At 70.7% G+C, this 17,744-nt stretch carries 19 protein-coding genes; 7 read left to right on the top strand and 12 right to left on the bottom strand.

Annotation, left to right across the window (positions count from 1 at the left end; all coding sequences use genetic code 11):
• Positions 1-232: 232 nt before the first annotated feature.
• Entirely contained in the window at positions 233-442 is a 210-nt protein-coding gene (locus tag EP757_RS00675) for a DUF397 domain-containing protein (RefSeq protein ID WP_127542272.1), read from the bottom strand.
• A gap of 14 nt (positions 443-456) precedes the next feature.
• The gene (locus tag EP757_RS00680; RefSeq protein ID WP_127554021.1) at positions 457-1,326 is read right to left on the bottom strand and encodes a helix-turn-helix transcriptional regulator; all 870 of its coding nucleotides are present in this window, start codon (positions 1,324-1,326) and stop codon (positions 457-459) included.
• Between the two features lie 190 nt (positions 1,327-1,516).
• On the opposite strand from EP757_RS00680, the gene EP757_RS00685 reads away from it, so the two are divergent.
• On the top strand, positions 1,517-1,762 hold the full coding sequence (locus EP757_RS00685; protein WP_127542273.1) for a hypothetical protein: 246 nt from the start codon (positions 1,517-1,519) through the stop codon (positions 1,760-1,762).
• Positions 1,763-1,920: 158 nt separating this feature from the next.
• Positions 1,921-2,703, top strand: a complete 783-nt coding sequence (locus EP757_RS00690; RefSeq protein WP_127542274.1) for an MBL fold metallo-hydrolase — start codon at positions 1,921-1,923, stop codon at positions 2,701-2,703.
• 79 nt (positions 2,704-2,782) lie between these two features.
• Here the strand turns inward: EP757_RS00690 and EP757_RS00695 are convergent, their stop codons facing one another.
• Positions 2,783-3,391 carry a DNA-3-methyladenine glycosylase gene (locus EP757_RS00695; RefSeq protein ID WP_127542275.1) on the bottom strand — a complete coding sequence of 203 codons (609 nt, stop codon included), beginning with the start codon at positions 3,389-3,391 and terminating at the stop codon, positions 2,783-2,785.
• Between the two features lie 125 nt (positions 3,392-3,516).
• On the bottom strand, positions 3,517-5,751 hold the full coding sequence (locus EP757_RS00700; protein ID WP_127542276.1) for an ATP-binding domain-containing protein: 2,235 nt from the start codon (positions 5,749-5,751) through the stop codon (positions 3,517-3,519).
• A gap of 128 nt (positions 5,752-5,879) precedes the next feature.
• Here EP757_RS00700 and EP757_RS00705 point away from each other — a divergent pair, with 128 nt between their 5' ends.
• Entirely contained in the window at positions 5,880-6,395 is a 516-nt protein-coding gene (locus EP757_RS00705; protein ID WP_127542277.1) for a hypothetical protein, read from the top strand.
• Positions 6,396-6,398: 3 nt separating this feature from the next.
• On the opposite strand, the gene EP757_RS00710 is transcribed toward EP757_RS00705, so the two are convergent.
• Genes EP757_RS00710 through EP757_RS00725 form a run of 4 tightly spaced genes read right to left on the bottom strand, consistent with a single transcriptional unit; the run spans position 6,399 to position 10,296 of the window.
• Positions 6,399-7,214 (bottom strand): ABC transporter permease, encoded by an 816-nt coding sequence (locus EP757_RS00710; RefSeq protein WP_197725497.1) that lies wholly within the window; start codon positions 7,212-7,214, stop codon positions 6,399-6,401.
• On the bottom strand, positions 7,211-8,068 hold the full coding sequence (locus EP757_RS00715) for an ABC transporter permease (RefSeq protein WP_127542278.1): 858 nt from the start codon (positions 8,066-8,068) through the stop codon (positions 7,211-7,213). The genes EP757_RS00710 and EP757_RS00715 overlap by 4 nt, the downstream gene beginning before the upstream one ends.
• A gap of 1 nt (position 8,069) precedes the next feature.
• Positions 8,070-9,269, bottom strand: a complete 1,200-nt coding sequence (locus tag EP757_RS00720; protein ID WP_127542279.1) for an ABC transporter substrate-binding protein — start codon at positions 9,267-9,269, stop codon at positions 8,070-8,072.
• On the bottom strand, positions 9,259-10,296 hold the full coding sequence (locus EP757_RS00725; RefSeq protein WP_232050302.1) for an ABC transporter ATP-binding protein: 1,038 nt from the start codon (positions 10,294-10,296) through the stop codon (positions 9,259-9,261). Before EP757_RS00725 ends, EP757_RS00720 begins: the two co-directional genes overlap by 11 nt.
• A 115-nt stretch (positions 10,297-10,411) precedes the next feature.
• Between EP757_RS00725 and EP757_RS00730 the strand changes: the two genes are divergently transcribed.
• The 3 genes from EP757_RS00730 (at position 10,412) to EP757_RS00740 (ending at position 13,016) form a co-directional block, all read left to right on the top strand.
• The gene (locus tag EP757_RS00730) at positions 10,412-11,125 is read left to right on the top strand and encodes a FadR/GntR family transcriptional regulator (RefSeq protein WP_127542281.1); all 714 of its coding nucleotides are present in this window, start codon (positions 10,412-10,414) and stop codon (positions 11,123-11,125) included.
• A gap of 15 nt (positions 11,126-11,140) precedes the next feature.
• Complete coding sequence (locus EP757_RS00735; protein ID WP_127542282.1) at positions 11,141-11,884, top strand: cache domain-containing protein; 744 nt, start codon at positions 11,141-11,143, stop codon at positions 11,882-11,884.
• A 121-nt stretch (positions 11,885-12,005) separates the two neighbouring features.
• On the top strand, positions 12,006-13,016 hold the full coding sequence (locus EP757_RS00740) for a hypothetical protein (RefSeq protein WP_127542283.1): 1,011 nt from the start codon (positions 12,006-12,008) through the stop codon (positions 13,014-13,016).
• Between the two features lie 29 nt (positions 13,017-13,045).
• On the opposite strand, the gene EP757_RS00745 is transcribed toward EP757_RS00740, so the two are convergent.
• From EP757_RS00745 to EP757_RS00760, 4 genes are read right to left on the bottom strand one after another with little or no spacing between them, the layout of a single operon-like run.
• Positions 13,046-13,459: a CBS domain-containing protein gene (locus EP757_RS00745; RefSeq protein WP_127542284.1), complete on the bottom strand. Its 414-nt coding sequence runs from the start codon at positions 13,457-13,459 to the stop codon at positions 13,046-13,048.
• A 52-nt stretch (positions 13,460-13,511) separates the two neighbouring features.
• Positions 13,512-14,348, bottom strand: a complete 837-nt coding sequence (locus tag EP757_RS00750; RefSeq protein ID WP_127542285.1) for an NAD(P)H-hydrate dehydratase — start codon at positions 14,346-14,348, stop codon at positions 13,512-13,514.
• Positions 14,332-15,048 (bottom strand): histidine phosphatase family protein, encoded by a 717-nt coding sequence (locus EP757_RS00755; protein WP_127542286.1) that lies wholly within the window; start codon positions 15,046-15,048, stop codon positions 14,332-14,334. The genes EP757_RS00750 and EP757_RS00755 overlap by 17 nt, the downstream gene beginning before the upstream one ends.
• A 31-nt stretch (positions 15,049-15,079) precedes the next feature.
• The gene (locus EP757_RS00760) at positions 15,080-15,301 is read right to left on the bottom strand and encodes a hypothetical protein (protein ID WP_127542287.1); all 222 of its coding nucleotides are present in this window, start codon (positions 15,299-15,301) and stop codon (positions 15,080-15,082) included.
• A 130-nt stretch (positions 15,302-15,431) separates the two neighbouring features.
• Here EP757_RS00760 and EP757_RS00765 point away from each other — a divergent pair, with 130 nt between their 5' ends.
• Positions 15,432-17,735 (top strand): bifunctional diguanylate cyclase/phosphodiesterase, encoded by a 2,304-nt coding sequence (locus EP757_RS00765; protein ID WP_127542288.1) that lies wholly within the window; start codon positions 15,432-15,434, stop codon positions 17,733-17,735.
• Positions 17,736-17,744: the final 9 nt, after the last annotated feature.

Raw genomic sequence — 17,744 nt, forward strand, 5'->3', positions numbered from 1 at the left:
GGCGGCGGCACGGGAAAACCGCCCTCGCCGCCGCCGGGAACCCCGGCGGCGGCGAGCGGACGTCTACCGAGGTGGGGGAAGGGGGAGTCTCGGCAGACCCTTGCGTCAAACCCGCCACCGTGGGGGAATCGTCTCGGTGGCCGGGCAGGGGGACAACGCCCGTTCACTATGCGCGAGGGTCCTGCCGTGATCGCGATGACAAAGGAAGCCTTAAGCCTTCACACACCGAGTTCTAAGCCTGGATGTCGAACTCGCCGTCCCGCACGCCGGCCAGGAACGCCCGCCACTCGGCATGCGTGAAGATCAGCGTGGCGCCGTCCGGGTCCTTCGTGTCACGGATCGCCACGATGCCGGGCAGGTTGCCGGCCACCTCGACGCAGTCACCCCCGTTGCCGCCGCTCCGCGTGCTCTTGTGCCAGACGGCACCGGTCAGGTCGGCCACCGCTCCCCCTTTGTCTAGAGGTGTTTGATGATCTCGGCGATGAGGTCGTCGGAATCGGACTGGCTCAGCGCGGCCGCCTCCAGCTCCGCCCAGACCGATTCGTAGGTCTCCACCTCTGCGAGCTTATCCAGGTAGAGCGCGCCGGTGAGGTTCTCGCAGTAGATGGTGGCCGGCTCGGGCGACGCGGTGCCGACGGCCGGGAACTCCAGGATCGTGAACTGCCCTGAACTGGCCGCCTTGTGCGGTCCGGCCGCGAACGGGATCACCCGGACGCCGATGTTGGGCCGGGTCGATGCGTTCACCAGGTGAGCCAACTGTCTCTGCATGCCGAGGGTGTCCGGGATGGACCGCCGCAGCACACCCTCGTCGATGATCACTTCCAGTCCGGGGGCTTCCGGGCGGCGCCGGTTCAGCAGGGACTGGCGTTCCAGGCGTACGGCCACCGCGTTCTCCACCGCCGCCTCGTCGTCGCCGTGCCACATCCGGAACACGCACTCGGCGTACTCCCTGATCTGCAGCAGGCCCGGGATGACGCTCGGCGCGTAGGAACGGAGCCGGCTCGCGCCCTGTTCCATGCCGACGTAGAGCTCGAACCAGGCGGGCACGACGTCGCCGTACGCATGCCACCAGCCCTTCGCCTTCGACTCCGCGGCCAGGCCGATCAGCACCTCGGTCATGTGTCCCGGCGCCGCATAGACGGAACACATCGCGATCACGTCGTGCTTGCGGACCGGGACCTCGCCGTTCTCGATCCGGTACATCCGGGCCCGGGAGAACTCGAGCTCCTGCGCCGCCGCCATCAGCGAGATGCCGGCCCGCTCCCGCAACTCGCGCAGCAGACGCCCGACCTGACGCCGCGGCACGGTCGACCCGAACTCGGTCATCGTCATCCGCTCCCGTTCCCCAGATTCCTTCATTTCCCTGTACGGATGTCTCGAACGAGACGATCCGATCGCTTCGCGCGAGACGCCGAGAATCCAAATCTGAGATTCTCGCCAGCTCGGCTTGAGCGAGAGCCTAGGGCAGACGAGGCTCCATTGTGTAGCCACTGAATCGCTGAGGGTGAGTGCAGGCATGCTGGTTCCGCGAACCGAACACGTCGGCGGCCGCCCGTCGTGGGACTGCCGGGTCTGCGGCCGCCCGTGGCCGTGCGCGACCGCGAAGGTCGAGCTCGCCGAGCAGTACCAGAACTTCCCGCACGGCCTCTCCGTCTACCTGGGCTCCTGCATGCTCGAAGCGATCGACGACTGGTCAGCGGGCGCAGGCGGGCCACCCGCCGACATGTACGAGCGATTCCTCGGCTGGGCGAGCGTCCCCTGACCGAGTCGCCGGTCGTGCCACCAGCGGGCCGCGTCGGTCTGGTCGGCGGTACGCACCGTGCGCGGTCAGCCGTTCCCGCTGGGCCGGGAAGAGGCCGGTCAGCCCATCACTCTTCAGGTCGGGTGTTTCGCCGATCAACCAGGGGGAAGCCAGCGCTGATGACACCGCAAGCCAGTGCCACGTTCGTCGGGAACGCCACCATGCTGCTGCGCCTCGGCGAGTTCACCGTGCTCACCGATCCGGCGTTCAGCCCGGCCGGCAGCCGGACCTACCTCGGCTACGGGGCGTGGACGCGCCGGCTCAAAGACCCCGCCCTGGCGTACGGCGACCTGCCCGCCCCCGACCTTGTCCTCCTCTCCCACCTGCACGGCGACCACTTCGATCGCACCGCCCGCAGGCTCATCCCCCGCGACATGCAGATCGTCACGACCGTGCAGGCAGCAAAGCGCCTCCGGGGTTTCGACGGCGCCCGCGGCCTGCCGACCTGGGACGCGCAGGAGTGGCGCCGCGACGGCCAGCTGCTGCGGATCACCTCCCTTCCGGGTCGCCACGGTCCCGGCTTCGTGGACCGCCTGCTGCCCGACGTGATGGGCTCCCTCGTCGAATGGGAGGTCGACGGTGAGCGGCTGCTACGGCTCTACATCACCGGCGACACGCTCTACCGGCCGAGCACTTCCGAGATCCGCGATCGCTGCGGTCCGATCGACGCCATGCTGATCCATCTCGGCGGCACCCGCCTGCTCGGCCTGCTGCTCACCATGGACGGCAGGCAGGGCGCCGCCCTCACCGACATGATCCGGCCGGCACTGACCCTGCCGGTCCACTACGACGACTACAAGGTCATGAAATCCCCGCTCAGCGATTTCCTCACCGCATGCCGCCATCGCTCCCTCACCGGCATCCAGCCGGTCGGCCGAGGCGATACGGTCACTCTTCTTTGACCATTGCACGCCGGCACTCCCGCTCTCGGCGCCCGGACCCCACCCGCGATGGCAGCGCCCAGTCGTCAGCCGCTCGGGATCAGCGGGTCCGCGTCCGGTCCTTCGGCACGTGGCGGCGGTAGGCGCTCACGGTCGGGTCGCCGCTGATCCAGAATCGCCAGGGGACGTCGTGGGCCGAGGTCACGCCGACGCGGGGCCCGGCTTCTATCGGCATTCCCTTCCTGTCCGGCGGGAAGATCGACGCCGGCCCTGTGCCGTCGAGCAGTGACGTGTCGTTGGCACTCCGGTTCAGGGCCAGCACCTGCATGAGTTTCGCCGGACCAGCCGCCAGATCCGAGTCCCGCCGCGCGGCCGGCCGCCTCTCCCGGGCGGTCTCCAGCCCATCGACCACCTCGCCGGCCCGGAGCAGCACCGCCGCGGCCTTGCCGGTCTCGCCGCAGACCACGTTCGCACAGAAGTGCATCCCGTAGATCTGGTAGACGTAGAGCCGCCCCGCCGCCCCGAACATCACCGCGTTCCGGTTGGTGACGCCCCGGTGCGCATGGCTGGCCGGGTCCTCGCCGAGTCCGCTGTACGCCTCCACCTCGGTCAGCCGCACCGTCACGCCATTGGCGCTGAGCCGCCATCCGAGCAGCAGCCGAGCCGCTTCGTCCACCCGCGCCGCCGGCAGTTCCACCCACGAGGTCACCCCTCAACCCCACCACATCGGGCCCCGCCCGCCGCGCCGAGCCCCGCCGTGTCGGCCACAAGACCGGATCCCGCTGCACGAGAGAGCGACGATCCGGGCGCGGATCAGAACGCGGCCTCCGACCCTCACACCTCGTTCCGGCCGGCATAGATCACACCGAGGCGGTGGGTGGACCGGGTCAGGGCCACGTAGAGGTCGGCGGTTCCGCGCGGGGACTCGGCGACGATGGTGTCCGGGTCGATGACGATCACGCTGTCGAACTCGAGGCCCTTCGCCTCGGCGACCGTCAGCAGGACCGCCGGCTGTTCCAGGTCGTCGGTGCTCAACCCGGGGAGCACGGCGGTCAGCTCGGCCAGGCGCGAGGCCGGGACGATGACCGCCAGCCTGCCGTCGCCGACCTCGTCGACGGCGTGGCGCACGAGGTCGCGCGGGTCGCCGGTGGATTCCCAGGGTTCGACGCCGGCCGCGCGGACCGGCCGGGGCAGGGTGATCGCGGGGAGCAGCCGGCCGGTGTACGCCATGATCTCGGCCGGGGTCCGGTAGCTGACGGTGAGTTCGGCGAGGCGCCAGCGGTCCTGGACGTACGGCCCGAAGACGTCCGCCCAGCTGCCCGCCGCGCCGAGCGCCCCGGTCTGGTCGAGGTCACCGACGACCGTCATCGACCGGCTGGGGCAGCGGCGCATCAGCAGGCGCCACATCATCGGCGAGAGTTCCTGGGCCTCGTCGACGATCACGTGGCCGAACATCCAGTTGCGGTCGGTGACCGCTCGTTCGGCGGCGCTGAGCGACTCCCGGTCCCGGTACCGCTCGGCCAGCATGTCGGCCTCCATGACGTCGGCGGCGTTCGGGATCGCGGCCTCGTCGTCGTCCTCCAGCTCATAGGACTTCGACCCGGCCGTGATGTCCAGGACGCCCTGTGCGTAGGCGAGCCGTTTCCGCAGTTCCCGAGCGGCAGCCAGGCGAGCCGCACGGTCGTCCTCGCCGAGCAGTTCGGCCGCCTCGTCGAGCAGGGGGACGTCGGCGGGCGAGAAGTCACCGGGCGAGCGATACAGCAGTTCCCGTTCGCGAGGGGTCAGCCGCGGCGCCGCCGACGCGAGCGCCGCATCGGACGCGAAGAGGTCGGTGAGCAGCCGCTGCGGGGTCAGCACCGGCCACAACTCGTCGAGCACCGCCTGGACGGCCGGGTCGTCGGCGAGGTCGGCGCGGATGTCCGCCAGATCGGCGTCGTCGAGCACGTTGTCCGAGGTCAGCGCATCCTCTTCACCGAGCGGGTCGGCCCAGAACGGATCGTGGCCGATGCGCTCGGCCATCTGGGCGGCGAGCGACTCCAGCACCGCCTCCTCGAAGATCGGCCGGGCGAGGTTGTGCAGACGACCGGAAGACCGGGCCCTGGTACGCGCCACCTCCACAGCCTGCGGAGTGAGCAGCAGATCCTGGCGGTCCACGCTGATCCGGACGGGGCTGTCCGGCACACGTTCGCGGTCCCGTACCGAACCCTCCAAGATCTCCACCATCGCGGCGCGACCCTTGATCTCGGCGGTCGCGGGCGGTTCCTGCCGCTCGGCGGCGATTCCCGGGAAGAGGTCGCCCGGCGTCGCCAGCAGCACACCGGTCTCCGCGAGCGACGGCAGGACCTGCGAGATGTACCGGAGGAACGTCGCGTTCGGCCCGATGATCAGCACACCGCGGGCACTGAGCTGTTCCCGATGGGTGTAGAGCAGGTACGCCGCACGGTGCAGCGCGACGGCCGTCTTGCCGGTGCCCGGACCGCCCTGCACGACCAGCACACCGCCGAGATCAGCGCGGATCACCCGGTCCTGCTCGGCCTGGATGGTCTCGACGATGTCGCGCATCCGCCCGGTCCGGTTCGCCGTGAGCGCCGCGAGCAGAGCGGCCTCCCCGGTCACCGTCGTGGCGGTCGCCCGCTCCGGGTCCAGGATCTCGTCGTCGACGTCCACGACCAGGCGATCACGGGTACGGATGTGGCGGCGCCGGGAGATGCCGTGCGGGCTGATCGCGGTCGCGACGTAGAAGGGGCGGGCGGCCGGGGCGCGCCAGTCGATGAGCAGGGGCGGGTCGGTGTCGTGCAGTCCGATCCGCCCGATGTGCAGGGTTTCGTCCAGCCGCCCGAAGCACAGCCCCTGCTCGACGGCCTCCAACTGGGCGAGGCGGCCGGCGTGCCGGCGGGCGCTCGCGTCGCGCTGGGAGCGCGCCTCCGGGGTGCCGCCGCCGGTCAGCCGCACGGCGTCGAGGCGGCCGCGGGCGATGTCGCGCAGGTCGTCGAGGTGCCGATAGATCCGGTCGAGATTCCGCTGCTCCTCCGCAAGTGCTGCCGCCCGATCACTTGACAGACTTGACACAACGCCTCCTAGGCCGTAATCTGAAGATGGATTTCTCCGCTCGCGCCAAACCTGAGGCGCGGCAACTCTCGACGGTATCAGGCGGAAACCGTCACACGCGACCTCCGCGGCCACTAGCGTTTCCCGTGATGATCTCGCGCCGGGGACTACTGCTGCTCAGCGTCATGTGCGGGGCCGGCGTGCTGTGGTCGGCCGGCCTCATCGTGGCCCTCGCCGCCGGCGTACGCCCGCTCGGCGCGGCCGTCGCGGTCGGTGTCGCCGCTTTCCTCACCGTTCCCGGCTTCGCGGCCGGCATCCTCAGCAACCGGCGCGGATACCGCACCCAGCAGCCGTTACGGCCCCGGCGCCTGGCGTCCTGGGTGCCGCCGCACGTGCCGCACTGGGCGGCCGCGCTGGCCGGGGTGGTCTTCTTCGGATTCTGGCTGGCCGTCGTCCTGGCGTTCGCGACGCTCGACGGCAACCCGGCGATGCGCGACGGCCGGTACGTGCTGGAGGACCACGACCGGGTCATCGAGGTGAATCAGGTGACCTACGAGCGGCAGACCGGCCATCAGCAGCAGATCTCGCTCGGGGTGCTGGGGGCGTTCGCCGTCGGCGGCGCGTTCCTCTGCGCGGCCCGCGCCACCGACCACGAACACCACTAGGTCTCAGGTCCGCCCTGCTCCGGCCGAGGGTCCGGCCAGGCGCTGAGCCAGCCAGACCGGTACGACGGAGAGCACGATCAGGACGGCCGCCACCACGTTCACGATCGGCGCCTGGTTCGGCCGGAACAGGTTGTTGAAGATCCAGATCGGCAGCGTCGTGACCCCGGGACCGGCCGTGAACGTCGTCACGATGATCTCGTCGAAGCTGAGCGCGAAGGCCAGCAGGCCGCCGGCCAGCAGGGCGGATCGGATCAGCGGGAACGTGACGTACCGGAAGGTCTGGAAGGGTGAGGCGCCCAGGTCGGCCGAGGCGTCCTCGAGGTTCGTGCCGGTGCGGCGCAGCCGTGCCAGCACGTTGTTGTAGACGGTGACCACGCAGAACGTGGCATGGCCGACCACCACCGAGAACAGGCCCTTGCCGATGCCGAGGTCACCCATCACCGAGCGCCACGCGCTGTCCAGCGCGATGCCGGTGACGATGCCGGGCAGCGCGATCGGCAGGATGATCAGCAGCGAGACGGTGTCCCGGCCGAAGAACGCGAAGCGCTGCACGGCGAACGCCACCATGGTGCCGAGCACCAGGGCGATGCCGGTGGCGGCGAGGCCGGCCTGCACCGAGGTGAGCAGCGCCTGGCGGGCGCCGTCGTTCTCCCAGGCTGCCGACCACCACCGCGTGGTCCAGTCGTGCGGCGGCCAGGCGAACGTCCGGTCGGAGTTGAACGAGTTGACCAGCACCAGCAACAGCGGCACGTAGATGAAGATCAGGCCGAGGACCATGAACAGGCGCAGCAGCCAGCGCGCCGGCAGGGACAGGGTCACAGCTCCTCCAGAGCACCGGAGCGGCGGACCGCGACCAGGTAGATGACCATGATGACGACGGGGACGGTGGCGATCGCGGCGGCGAACGGCAGGTTGTTCGCGGCGCCGATGTTCGCGTAGACCAGGTTGCCGATCATCTGGGTCTTGCCGCCGACGATCTGCACGGTGATGTAGTCGCCCAGCGAGAGCGAGAACGTGAAGATCGAGCCGGCGATCACCGACGGGATCAGGATCGGCAGGACCACGGCGCGGAAGGTCCGCCCGGCGCGGGCGCCGAGATCGGCCGAGGCCTCCAGCATCGAGTCCGGCAGGCGCTCCAGGCCGGCGTAGATCGGCAGGATCATGTACGGCAGCCACAGGTAGGACAGCACCAGGACGGTGGCGAACAACCCGTACCCCGGGCCGTTGCCGGGACCGCCCAGCAGGGTGTCGATCGGGCCGCCGTTCGCCAGCAGGATGCGCCAGGCGTACGCCTTGACCAGATAGGACGCCCAGAGCGGGGTGAGGATCGCGATCACCAGCCAGTGCCGGTACTTGGCGGAGGCGACCTTCGCCATGAAGAAGGCCATCGGTGTCGCGATCACGACGCAGATCGCGGTCACCGAGGCCGCGACGCCGAGGCTGCGCAGCGTCACGGCCCGGTAGACCTCTTCGGTGACAAGGGTCCGGAAGTTCTGCAGCGAGAACTCCCGGACCACCTCACCGGTGAAGCCGTTCACGGTCCAGAAAGCCGACACCAGCAGCACCGCGAGAGCGCCGAGGTACGCGACGACCAGCCAGAGCAGCGGCGCCGAGAGCAGGCCGGCCAGGCGCAGACGGGGGTTCCGGTGCAGGTACGAACCGAGTGAGGACACGTTATCCCTTGATCGTGGTCCAGGCCTGGGTCCAGGCCGCGTAGTCCTTGCAGGTCACGTCGGTACGGCCGTCGACGCACTGCGCCAGCGGGGTGGTCCAGTACCAGACCTGGTCGAAGTAGGCCTCGTCCTCGGCGTGGAACGTGGCGCAGTGGTCCTTGTCCTTGGTCAGCGCGCAGGACAGCTTGTTCGAGGGCGCCTCACCGAACCACTCGGCGACTCCGGCGTTGGCCTCCGGCGAGATGATGTGGTTCATCCAGAGGTAGGCGCAGTTCGGGTTCTTAGAAGAAGACGAGACCATCCAGGTGTCGGACCAGCCGGTCGCGCCCTCGGTCGGCAGGATCGCCTCGACGGGAGCGCCGTCCGCCTTGGTCAGGTTCGTGATGACCTGCCAGGTGGTGCCGAGCACGGAGTTGCCGGCCTTGAACGCCTGCACCTCCTTGGTGTAGTCGGACCAGTACTCGCCGATCAGCTCGTTCTGTGCCTTGAGGAGGTCGACGGCCGCCTGGAACTGGGTGTCGTCGAGGGCGTACGGGTTCGTGATGTTCAGTTCGGGCTTGGTCTTCATCAGGTAGAGGGCCGCGTCCGCGATGTAGATCGGCGAGTCGTACGCGGTGACCTTGCCCTTGTACGGCGAGTTCGCGTCGAAGACCGCGCTCCACGAGGTCGGCGCCGGGGTGACCGTGTCGGTGCGGTACATCAGCAGGTTGGCGCCACGGCCGTGCGGCACGCCGTAGGGCTGGCCGTCGACCGAGTTCCACTGCTTGTTCTTGAGGCCCTCGAAGACGTCTTTGTAGTTGCTGATCAGGTCGGTGTTGACCGGGGCCACGTCACCGCCGTAGATCAGCCGCAGCGAGGCGTCGCCGGAGGCCGAGACCACGTCGTACTCGCCGGTCTTCATCAGGGCGACCATCTCGTCCGAGGTGCCCGCGATCTTGTTGTTGACCTGGCAGCCGGTCTCGGACTCGAACCCGGTGACCCAGTCGACCGACTTGTCGGTGGAGCCGTCCTCGACGTACCCGGCCCAGCTCACGATGTTGACCTGGCCCTCGCCGGCGCCGACCGCCGTCGCCTTGTCGATCTTGGGGACTTCCAGGCCGCCGGGGCCCGATCCCGTGCTCTCCTCGCCGCCGCCACCGCAGGCCGCGAGCGTCAGCACGCCCACCGCCAGCATCGCCGTCATCCACCTTCTATTGGGCATGCGCGTTCTCCTTCGATGAGGGGATTTCGATCACGTGCTCGTCAAGCCAGCTGAGACGCACCCGCGTGCCCCGCAGTTCGCCGATCGCGGCGGTGCCGGTCCGGCGGTTCTGCTCCACCACCACGACGCGGGCGCCCGCGTCCAGATCCACGACGTAGCGGGTCACCGGGCCCGCGTAGATCACCTCGGCGACGACGCCGTTCCCGGCCTCCGCCTGGTGCAGGTCGATCTTCTCCGGGCGTACCGAGAAGGCGCCCTCGCGATCGAACAGGGCCTTCGCGACGTCACCGGTGAAGACGTTGGAGGTGCCGACGAAGCCGGCGACGAACGCGGTGGCCGGCTTCTCGTAGACGTCCTCGGGCGTGCCGACCTGCACGATCCGGCCGGCGTCGAAGACCGCGACCCGGTCGCTCATGGTCAGCGCCTCGTCCTGGTCGTGGGTCACGAAGACGAACGTGATGCCGACCTCGCGCTGGATCGACTTGAGCTCGACCTGCATCTGCTCGCGCAGTTTGAGGTCGAGGGCGCCGAGCGGCTCGTCGAGCAGCAGCACCTTGGGCCGGTTCACCAGCGCACGGGCCAGGGCGACGCGTTGCCGCTGGCCGCCGGACATCGCCGAGGGCTTCCGATCACCGAAACCTTCCAGGCGTACGGCGGAAAGGGCCTGTTCGGCGCGCTCGCGCCGGTCCCTCCTGCCGACCTTGCGGACCTTGAGGCCGTACTCGACGTTCTCCCGGACGGTCAGGTGCGGGAACAGCGCGTAGTCCTGGAAGACCGTGTTGACGTCCCGCTCGAACGGCGCGAGCCGGGTGACGTCGGCGCCGCCGAGCTCCACCGTGCCGGCCGTGGGCAGCTCGAACCCGGCGATCATCCGCAGCACCGTGGTCTTGCCGGAGCCGGACGGGCCGAGCATCGAGAAGAACTCGCCGTCGGCGATCTCCAGGTCGACACCGGCCACCGCATCGACATGGCCGAATGATTTGCGGAGTCCGGTGAGGCGGATCGCCGGGGCCTTCTGCTGGGTCACCTTGTTGTTCCTGCCCGTTCCGAGGATGAGGTGACGAAAAGGTATGGCGTTAGACTTTAAAGGTCAAGGCTCCCCGGTAACCGCTGCGTTAACAGCAGTAAGGAACAATCAGCCCATGGGTACGGGCCGGACCAGCGCACGATCAGCGGTCTTCGCGCCACTCGACCCGCACAGCCGCGCCGAGACGGTCGTCCGCCGGCTCAGCGACGCGATCACCTTCGGCCTGCTCGCCGACGCCGAGCAGCTGCCCAGCGAGGCCGACCTGGCGGCGCAGTTCGGCGTCTCCCGGGTGACCGTCCGGGAGGCGCTGGTCGCGCTGCGGCACCAGAATCTGCTGGAGACCCGGCGTGGCCGTGGCGGCGGCAGCTTCGTCCGCGCCCCCGCCGACTCCGCCCTGCGCGCCCGGCTCTCCGAACTGAGCCTGCCCAGCCTGCGCGACTCCACCGACCACTACGTGGCGATCGCCGGGGCGGCCGCCCGCCTCGCCGCGCTGCGGGCCGGCGCCGACGACGTGAAACGCATCGAGGAGGAGGCCACCGGGCCCCTGCACCGGGTCGAGCGCGCGTTTCATCTCGAAGTCGCCGCGGCCGCGCAGTCTGCCCGGCTGGCCCGCGAAGAAGTACGATTCGGGGCGGAGCTGGGGACGCTGCTGTGGTCGCCGGTGATCCAGCCCGGGGGCACGACAGGCGATCCGCGCGCCGAGCACCGGGCCATCACCAGCGCGATCGCGGCCGGCGACGGGGACCTGGCCCGGCGGCTCACCGAAGAACACATTGAGAAGGCCGTCGAGCGACTGGTAAACCTTCATCTGACGTTGGTCGAGCCTTAGCGCAAGGTGGGTTCTGTGGGACGGACGAAGACTCGCACTACCGCACCGGCCGGCACCGACCTCGCCGAGCACGTCACCACGATGGTCCTTCGCACGTTCGACGCCGCCGACCTGCTGCGCCGCCGGGTGGAGAGCCTGTTCGACGCCCTCGGCCGGCCCGCCGTCTCCGCCGACCTCGCCGCTGTCGCACCCGACGTGACAGGGATGCTCGGCGGCCTGATCACCGGCGCCGGCGTGATCACCACCCCGCTCGCCGACGGCCGGCACGGCGTCGAGTGGTGGATGGGCACCACGCCCGGACCGACCCGCCTCGCCCTCGACGTCGACCCGGAGAGCGACGACTTCGCCGCTGTCGGCCGGCAGCAGTGGTTCACCGTCCCGCGCGACACCGGGCGCCGCCACGTGACCGGGCCGTACGTCGACTACGTCTGCGCCGAGCAGTACACGCTGACCTTCACCGTCCCGATCCTGCGCGACGGCCGGTTCGCCGGCGTGACCGGCGCCGACGTCTTCGTCGGCGACATCGAGCGGATCCTGCGGCCCGCCCTGCGCGCGGTCGGCGCCCCGGTCGTCCTGGTCAACAAGCAGGGCCGGATCGTCGCCGGCACCACCGCGCACCACATCACCGGCTCGCTGATCCGCGAGCCGCACATCCGGGCCGCGCTGCTGGCCGGGGTCCCGCAGACCCTCCCCGACGGCGTCGCCGTGGCGCCCTGCCGCGACGACCTCCCGCTGGCCGTCCTCACCTGGACGCGGTGACAGCGACCCGGCCGAGCGGTCCGGCGCGTCGTCGTGGACGGCGGCGAGGCCGGCGCGCATGTCGCTTACCGGACAGATCGCCCGTCGGCGTAGGTGATCATCGATCACCTACCGTGGTCGGATGGAGATCCGCCTCTGGTCCGTCGTCGCCGAGCCGGTCGCGCTCGCCGCGGCCGGACCGGGCGCGGAGCAGGGCGGCGGCGCCGGCACGTCGTTCGCCGCCGGCCCGGACGCGGTCGTCGTGATCGTGGAGGGCGGCGTCCGGACGAACGAGGACGTGACGGTGCCCGGCCCGCTGCCCCGGCGGCTGGAGCGGCACCTGACCCACGGAGAGCGACCGGTCCTGGTCTTCGCCCGGCTGAAGGAGGGCTGCCTGGCGCTCGGCGCGGCGCGGGTGACCCGGCTCGCCCACCGGCGCGGCGCGGTGCAGGACCTCGGTTTCGGCCTGGACGCGCCACTCCCCTACGACCTGCTGGACCGGGTCCGGCCGACCGGCCCGCCCGGGCCGCAGCCCTCCGCCGACTGGGTCAACCTGCTGCCGGCCGACCCGGGCGGCGCGCTCGAGCAGTTCATCGCCGGGTGGTACGCCGACGTGCCGACCGTCCCGGCCGAGATCGTCGCGAAGGGGCCCCTGGAGGTCTTCCACCGTGCCGCCGCCGGGCGCGCCGAGGTGTACGGCGGCAGCCTGCCGATCTTCGAGGCCGAACCGGCCGGGAACGGGCTGATCACCTTCGGTCAGGCCGGGGACGGGACGTTCACGCTGCTGTCCGACGCCGAGGAGCGGGTCTTCTACCACGGCCTCAGTGATCAGCCGTTGAAGGAGCGCGAGCGGCTCACCCCGTACCTCCTGCTCGCCGCCCTGACCCACGCCGCGATGGACTCGTCCCCCGGCGGCATGGCGTTCGTCGACAAGGCCCAGGCCCGGCGGATCGTCGGGCCGCTGCGCCGGGTGCCGCTGCGGCCGATGCGCTGGCCGTGCGCCCGGTCCCGCTTCTACGTCGGCCCGGGCGTGGTGACGCTGGTCGGCGAGGACGACGGCGACTGGTACGAGGTGTACGTCGGCGCCCGGCACCGATCACTGCTGCGCCGGCTGCGCAAACTCGGCCTGGACTGGGAGTCCTTCGACGGCTGAGCCACCGGGGCCCAGCCGTCGGGAGGAGATCACTCGCTGATCGCGTCGATGAGATCGCCGACCGGGCGGTCCGGCAGAGCCCGGGCCACGTCGGCGACCGCCACGATGCCGACCAGCTGGTGACCGTCGATCACCGGGAGACGGCGGACCTTGTGCCGGCCCATGGTGCGCAGGATCTCGGCGGCGTCGTCGTCGGCGCCGATCGTGATCGGCTTGCCCTGCGCCAGCTCCGAAGCCGGCACGTCGGCCGGGTTGCGGCCCTGCGCGAGCGCCTTGATCACGATGTCCCGGTCGGTGAGCATGCCGTGCAGGCGGTTGTCGTCACCGCAGATCGGCAGCGAGCCGACGTTGAGATCGGACATCTTGCGTGCCGCGTCCGCGAGCGATTCCTTCTCGCCGACGCAGGTGACGTCCCGGGTCATGATGTCGCGGGCGGTGGTCATGGGGGTTGACTCCTTCCTTACCGTCACGCTGTCACCACGGTGCGTACCCTGTTCAGACGGTTGCAATCGTCGATGCCACCTCGTCCACCAATTCGCGCGCCAGGAAGCCGACCTGCCCGAATCGGGGCGCGAGACGGCGGCCACTCATCGCGTGGACATATGCGGCCCAGCACGCCGCCTGCGCCGGTTCCGCTCCCCGGGCCAGCAGTCCGGCGACGATCCCGGAACGCACGTCGCCGCTGCCCGAGGTACCGAGCCCGGTGTAGCCGCTCTCCTCCCGCCACGCCCCGCCGTCCGGATCGGCGACGTGGCCGTAGAGCGAGACCACCGCCCGATAGCGCTCGGCCAGCTCGCGAGCCGCTCCCGCCAGATCGGAACCGGGCTCGCGGCCGAGCATGATCGCCGCTTCCTTGATGTTCGGGGTGAGGACGGCACGGCGCTGCCGCAGCACGTCCGGTTCCTTGCTGAGGGCACCGAGCGCGTAGGCGTCCAGGACCACCCCGGCCTCGGTCTCGCGCAGCACAGCACGCATCAGCTCGATCGTGCGGTCGATGTCGTCGAGCCCCGGCCCGAGCAGGATCACGTCGGCCTCCCGCGCCAGTTCCAGCACCTCGTCCGGCTCGGCGGCCCCCGAGTGTCCGATGACCAGCGCTTCCGGCACCGCGATGCTCAGCGCCACGGCCGACTCCTCGGCGACGGCGAGCTGCAGTCTCCCCGCTCCCGCCCGCAACGCGGCGACCCCGGCGAGAAGAACAGCGCCGGGGGTACGCCGCGCGCCGCCGATCACCAGCACCGTTCCCCGCGATTCCTTGTCGCCCTGTGCGTCGGGCAGGGGCCAGTCGCCGAGCAGCGCCGGCGTGACCACCTTCTCCTCAGACCGGCTCGGCATTCACGTCCTCCTGCCGGGTCGCCGGGGCGTCCTCGCGGTGCAGGTGCTCGACGGCGTTGAACCGCTCCGGGACGAGCTGGTCGCCGTCGCGCTTCCAGCTGCTCACCGAGCAGTTCGCGATCGTGGTGGCGTGCGCGAGCTCCATGAGGTCCTGTTCGAGCAGGTGCTCGGCGAGGTAGCGGACCATCAGCACGGTCGCCTCGTGCGCGAAGAGCACCACCCGCCCGTGCGGATGGTCCTCGCGGACCTCGCGGAGCAGGGCGCGCAGCCGCAGCAGCACGTCGGCCCAGGATTCGCCGCCCGGCGGCCGGTAGTAGAACTTGCCGTGCCGGGCCCGCCGCTTCGCCTCCTCCGGCAGCCGGACCTGCACGCCGCGCCCGGTGAGCAGGTCGAGGACGCCCAGCTCCCGGTCGCGCAACCGCTCGTCGACGACGAACGGCACGTCCAGGCCGGCCAGCGCGATCTCGGCGGTCTGCCGGGTGCGCAGGTACGGCGAGACGATCGCCAGGTCGGGCCGGTGCTCGCGGAGGAACTCGCCGACGGCCTCGGCCTGTTCCCTGCCGGTGTCGGAGAGCGGCACGTCGGCGTCCCGCTCCGGAATGTCGATGATCTCGGCGCCGCCGGTCTCGGCGTCCTGGGCGGTGACGTTGCCGGTGCTCAGCCCGTGCCGGACGACGGCCAGCCAGTCCAGTTGCTCCATGGCATCTGGCTGTACCCGCGATCCGCCGGGTTCAGACCGGCGCGCAGGCGGTGATCGCGCGAGCCTGGCCCAGCAACTGGTCCCGGGTCCGCGTCAGCTCCTCGATCGCGGCCCGCATCGACTCGGTGCCCCGGACGTCGCCGGCCAGGTCGCGCAGGGTGGTGAGCACGTCGATGTTCGCGGTCATCTGACCGGCCGCCGTGGTGAGACGCCGGGTCATCTCCTCACGAGCGAGCGACAGCAGCGGATCCACCGGCCACCTCCTGGAGGTGAGAGCGGCCCGGGCGGCCGCGGTCGAGCGGTCTCATCGGTCGCCGGGGCCTGACCCTGAGGGGTCCGCCGGTTTTCATCATCCGCTCCCGGAAACGTCCGATGAACCGGTCATGCACTTCCCGAGTCGCCGCCCGTTCGACCCGCCCTTCGTGGCGGCGCTCGGCCTCTTCGTGTTCTCCCTGATCTGGTTCGCGATCGGCCTGGTTCACGTCTGGTCCGTCCCGATCATCGGGTGGCTGCCGTTGCCGTTGATGGCCGCGCTGAGCACGTACGAGTGCTGGCGCACCTCTCGCAGCCCGGCTCTGGACGTCGCCACGCGCAGGTTCTGGGGGCGGTTCGGTGTGGCGTCCGCCCTGCTGATCGCGGGTTCGATCAGCAACATCGTCGACTCGTTCGGCGGTGCGGTCATCACGCAGAACATCGGCGTACGCACTCAATTGATCTTCGGCGCCGCCCTGGCGATGATCCTCTGGACGCTGCTGCGCCTGCCGACCTGGCAGCGCAGCCGCAGCGACTGGATCCGGTTCGCCCTGGACACCGGAATCGTGGCGCTCACCGGCGGCGTCCTGATCTGGCACTTCACGCTCGGCAAGCTCGCCACCACCTCGCACTCGGGGCTGGCCGTGAGCCTGATCGCGACGATCTCCCTGCTCACCTTCGTGAAGGTGCTGGCCGCCGGGGCCGGCCGGCTGGACCGTGGCTCGCTGCGCATCCTCGCCCTCGGTGTCGGCCTGGCCGCCTCGACCGGCCTGCTCACCCCGATGCTGGCCGACAAGCCGCACCTGACCACGAGCCTGCTGGCCTTCCCGGTCTCGCAGCTCAGCGGGATCCTGGCGGCCCGGCGGCAGCGGTTCAACGGACCTGCCGCGGCGCCGGTCCACGCGGCCGGCCGGCGGTTCAGCCTGGTCCCGTACCTCGCGGCGGCGGTCCTCTACGGCCTGCTGCTGAAGGTCGAGCTGCCCCGGGGCGGCCCGGAGGCGATGCTGGCGTACGCGGTCACCGGCCTCACCCTGCTCGTGGTGCTACGCCAGATCACCACGCTGCGCGACAACAGCCGCCTGCTGGACACCGTCGACGCCAACCTGGAGCAGCTGCGGGCGTACCAGAAGCAGCTCGACCACCAGGTCACCCATGACCCGCTCACCGGGATCAGCAACCGCCCGGCCTGGTCCGGGGAGATCTCGAACCGGCTGGCCGGCGGCGAGCCGTTCGTGGTGGCCCTGCTCGACCTCGACGACTTCAAGGTCGTCAACGACCGGTACGGGCACCACGCCGGCGACGCCCTGCTCCAGACGATCAGCCGGCGCCTGCGTGAGGCGGTGCGCTCCGGGGACACCGTGGCCCGCCTCGGCGGCGACGAGTTCACCCTGCTGCTGCCCGGTCTCGACGAGCGGGGCACCGAGGAGCTGCTCCGCGGCCTGCTGGCCGGTGTGCAGCGCCCGGTCGTGATCGAGGGGCACGACCTCACGCCGCGGATCAGCGTCGGCGTGACGGCCGGCCGGCCCGAGGACACGGCCGGTGAGGTGCTGCGCCGCGCCGATGTGGCGATGTACGCCGCCAAGCGCGCCGGCGGCGGCCGCTGGACCTGGTTCGACACCGTCATGGACCAGCTCGCCGACAGCGACGCCCGGCTCGGCGCCGACCTGCGCCAGGCGATCGCCCGGGACGAGCTGTTCCTGGTCTACCAGCCGATCGTGGAGCTGCCGCACGGCCGGCTCGCCGGTGTCGAGGCGCTGGTCCGCTGGCGGCACCCGGACCACGGCATGATCCCGCCCGGCATCTTCATCCCGCTCGCCGAGAGCAACGGCCAGATCGTCGAGCTCGGCCGGTGGATCGTCGGGGAGGCGGTCCGGCAGACCGCCCAGTGGGCGCGGGAGCACGGCGACGACGCTCCGCGGAAGGTCAGCGTCAACGTCTCCGCCCGGCAGCTCAGCGAGCCCGGCTTCCCGGCCGAGATGGCGGCGCTGCTGGCCCGGCACGACCTGGACCCGTCCCGGCTCGTCGTCGAGATCACCGAGACCGCGGTGCTCGGCACCGGCGTCGCCCTGGAGGCCGTCCGCCGGCTGCACGCCATGGGCCTGCGGATCGCGCTGGACGACTTCGGCACCGGCCAGTCGTCGCTGAGCCTGCTGGTCGACTGCCCGGTCACCTGGCTGAAGGTGGACAAGTCGTTCGTCGACGGGGTGACCACGGCCAGCCCGCAGGCGGTGATCGTGGACGGCCTCATCGGGATCATCCAGGGCCTGCGGATGGAGGCGGTGGCCGAGGGCGTGGAGACCGCCGAGCAGGCCGACCGGCTGCACCGGGCCGGCTACCGGTACGCCCAGGGCTACCACTTCGCGCGTCCGCTCCCGGCCACCGAGATCGCGCTGCTGCTCAGCATGCGGGAAACTCGACAGAATCAACTGACTTAGTAGACTTCA

This window comes from Actinoplanes sp. OR16 (assembly GCF_004001265.1).
Classification (GTDB): domain Bacteria; phylum Actinomycetota; class Actinomycetes; order Mycobacteriales; family Micromonosporaceae; genus Actinoplanes.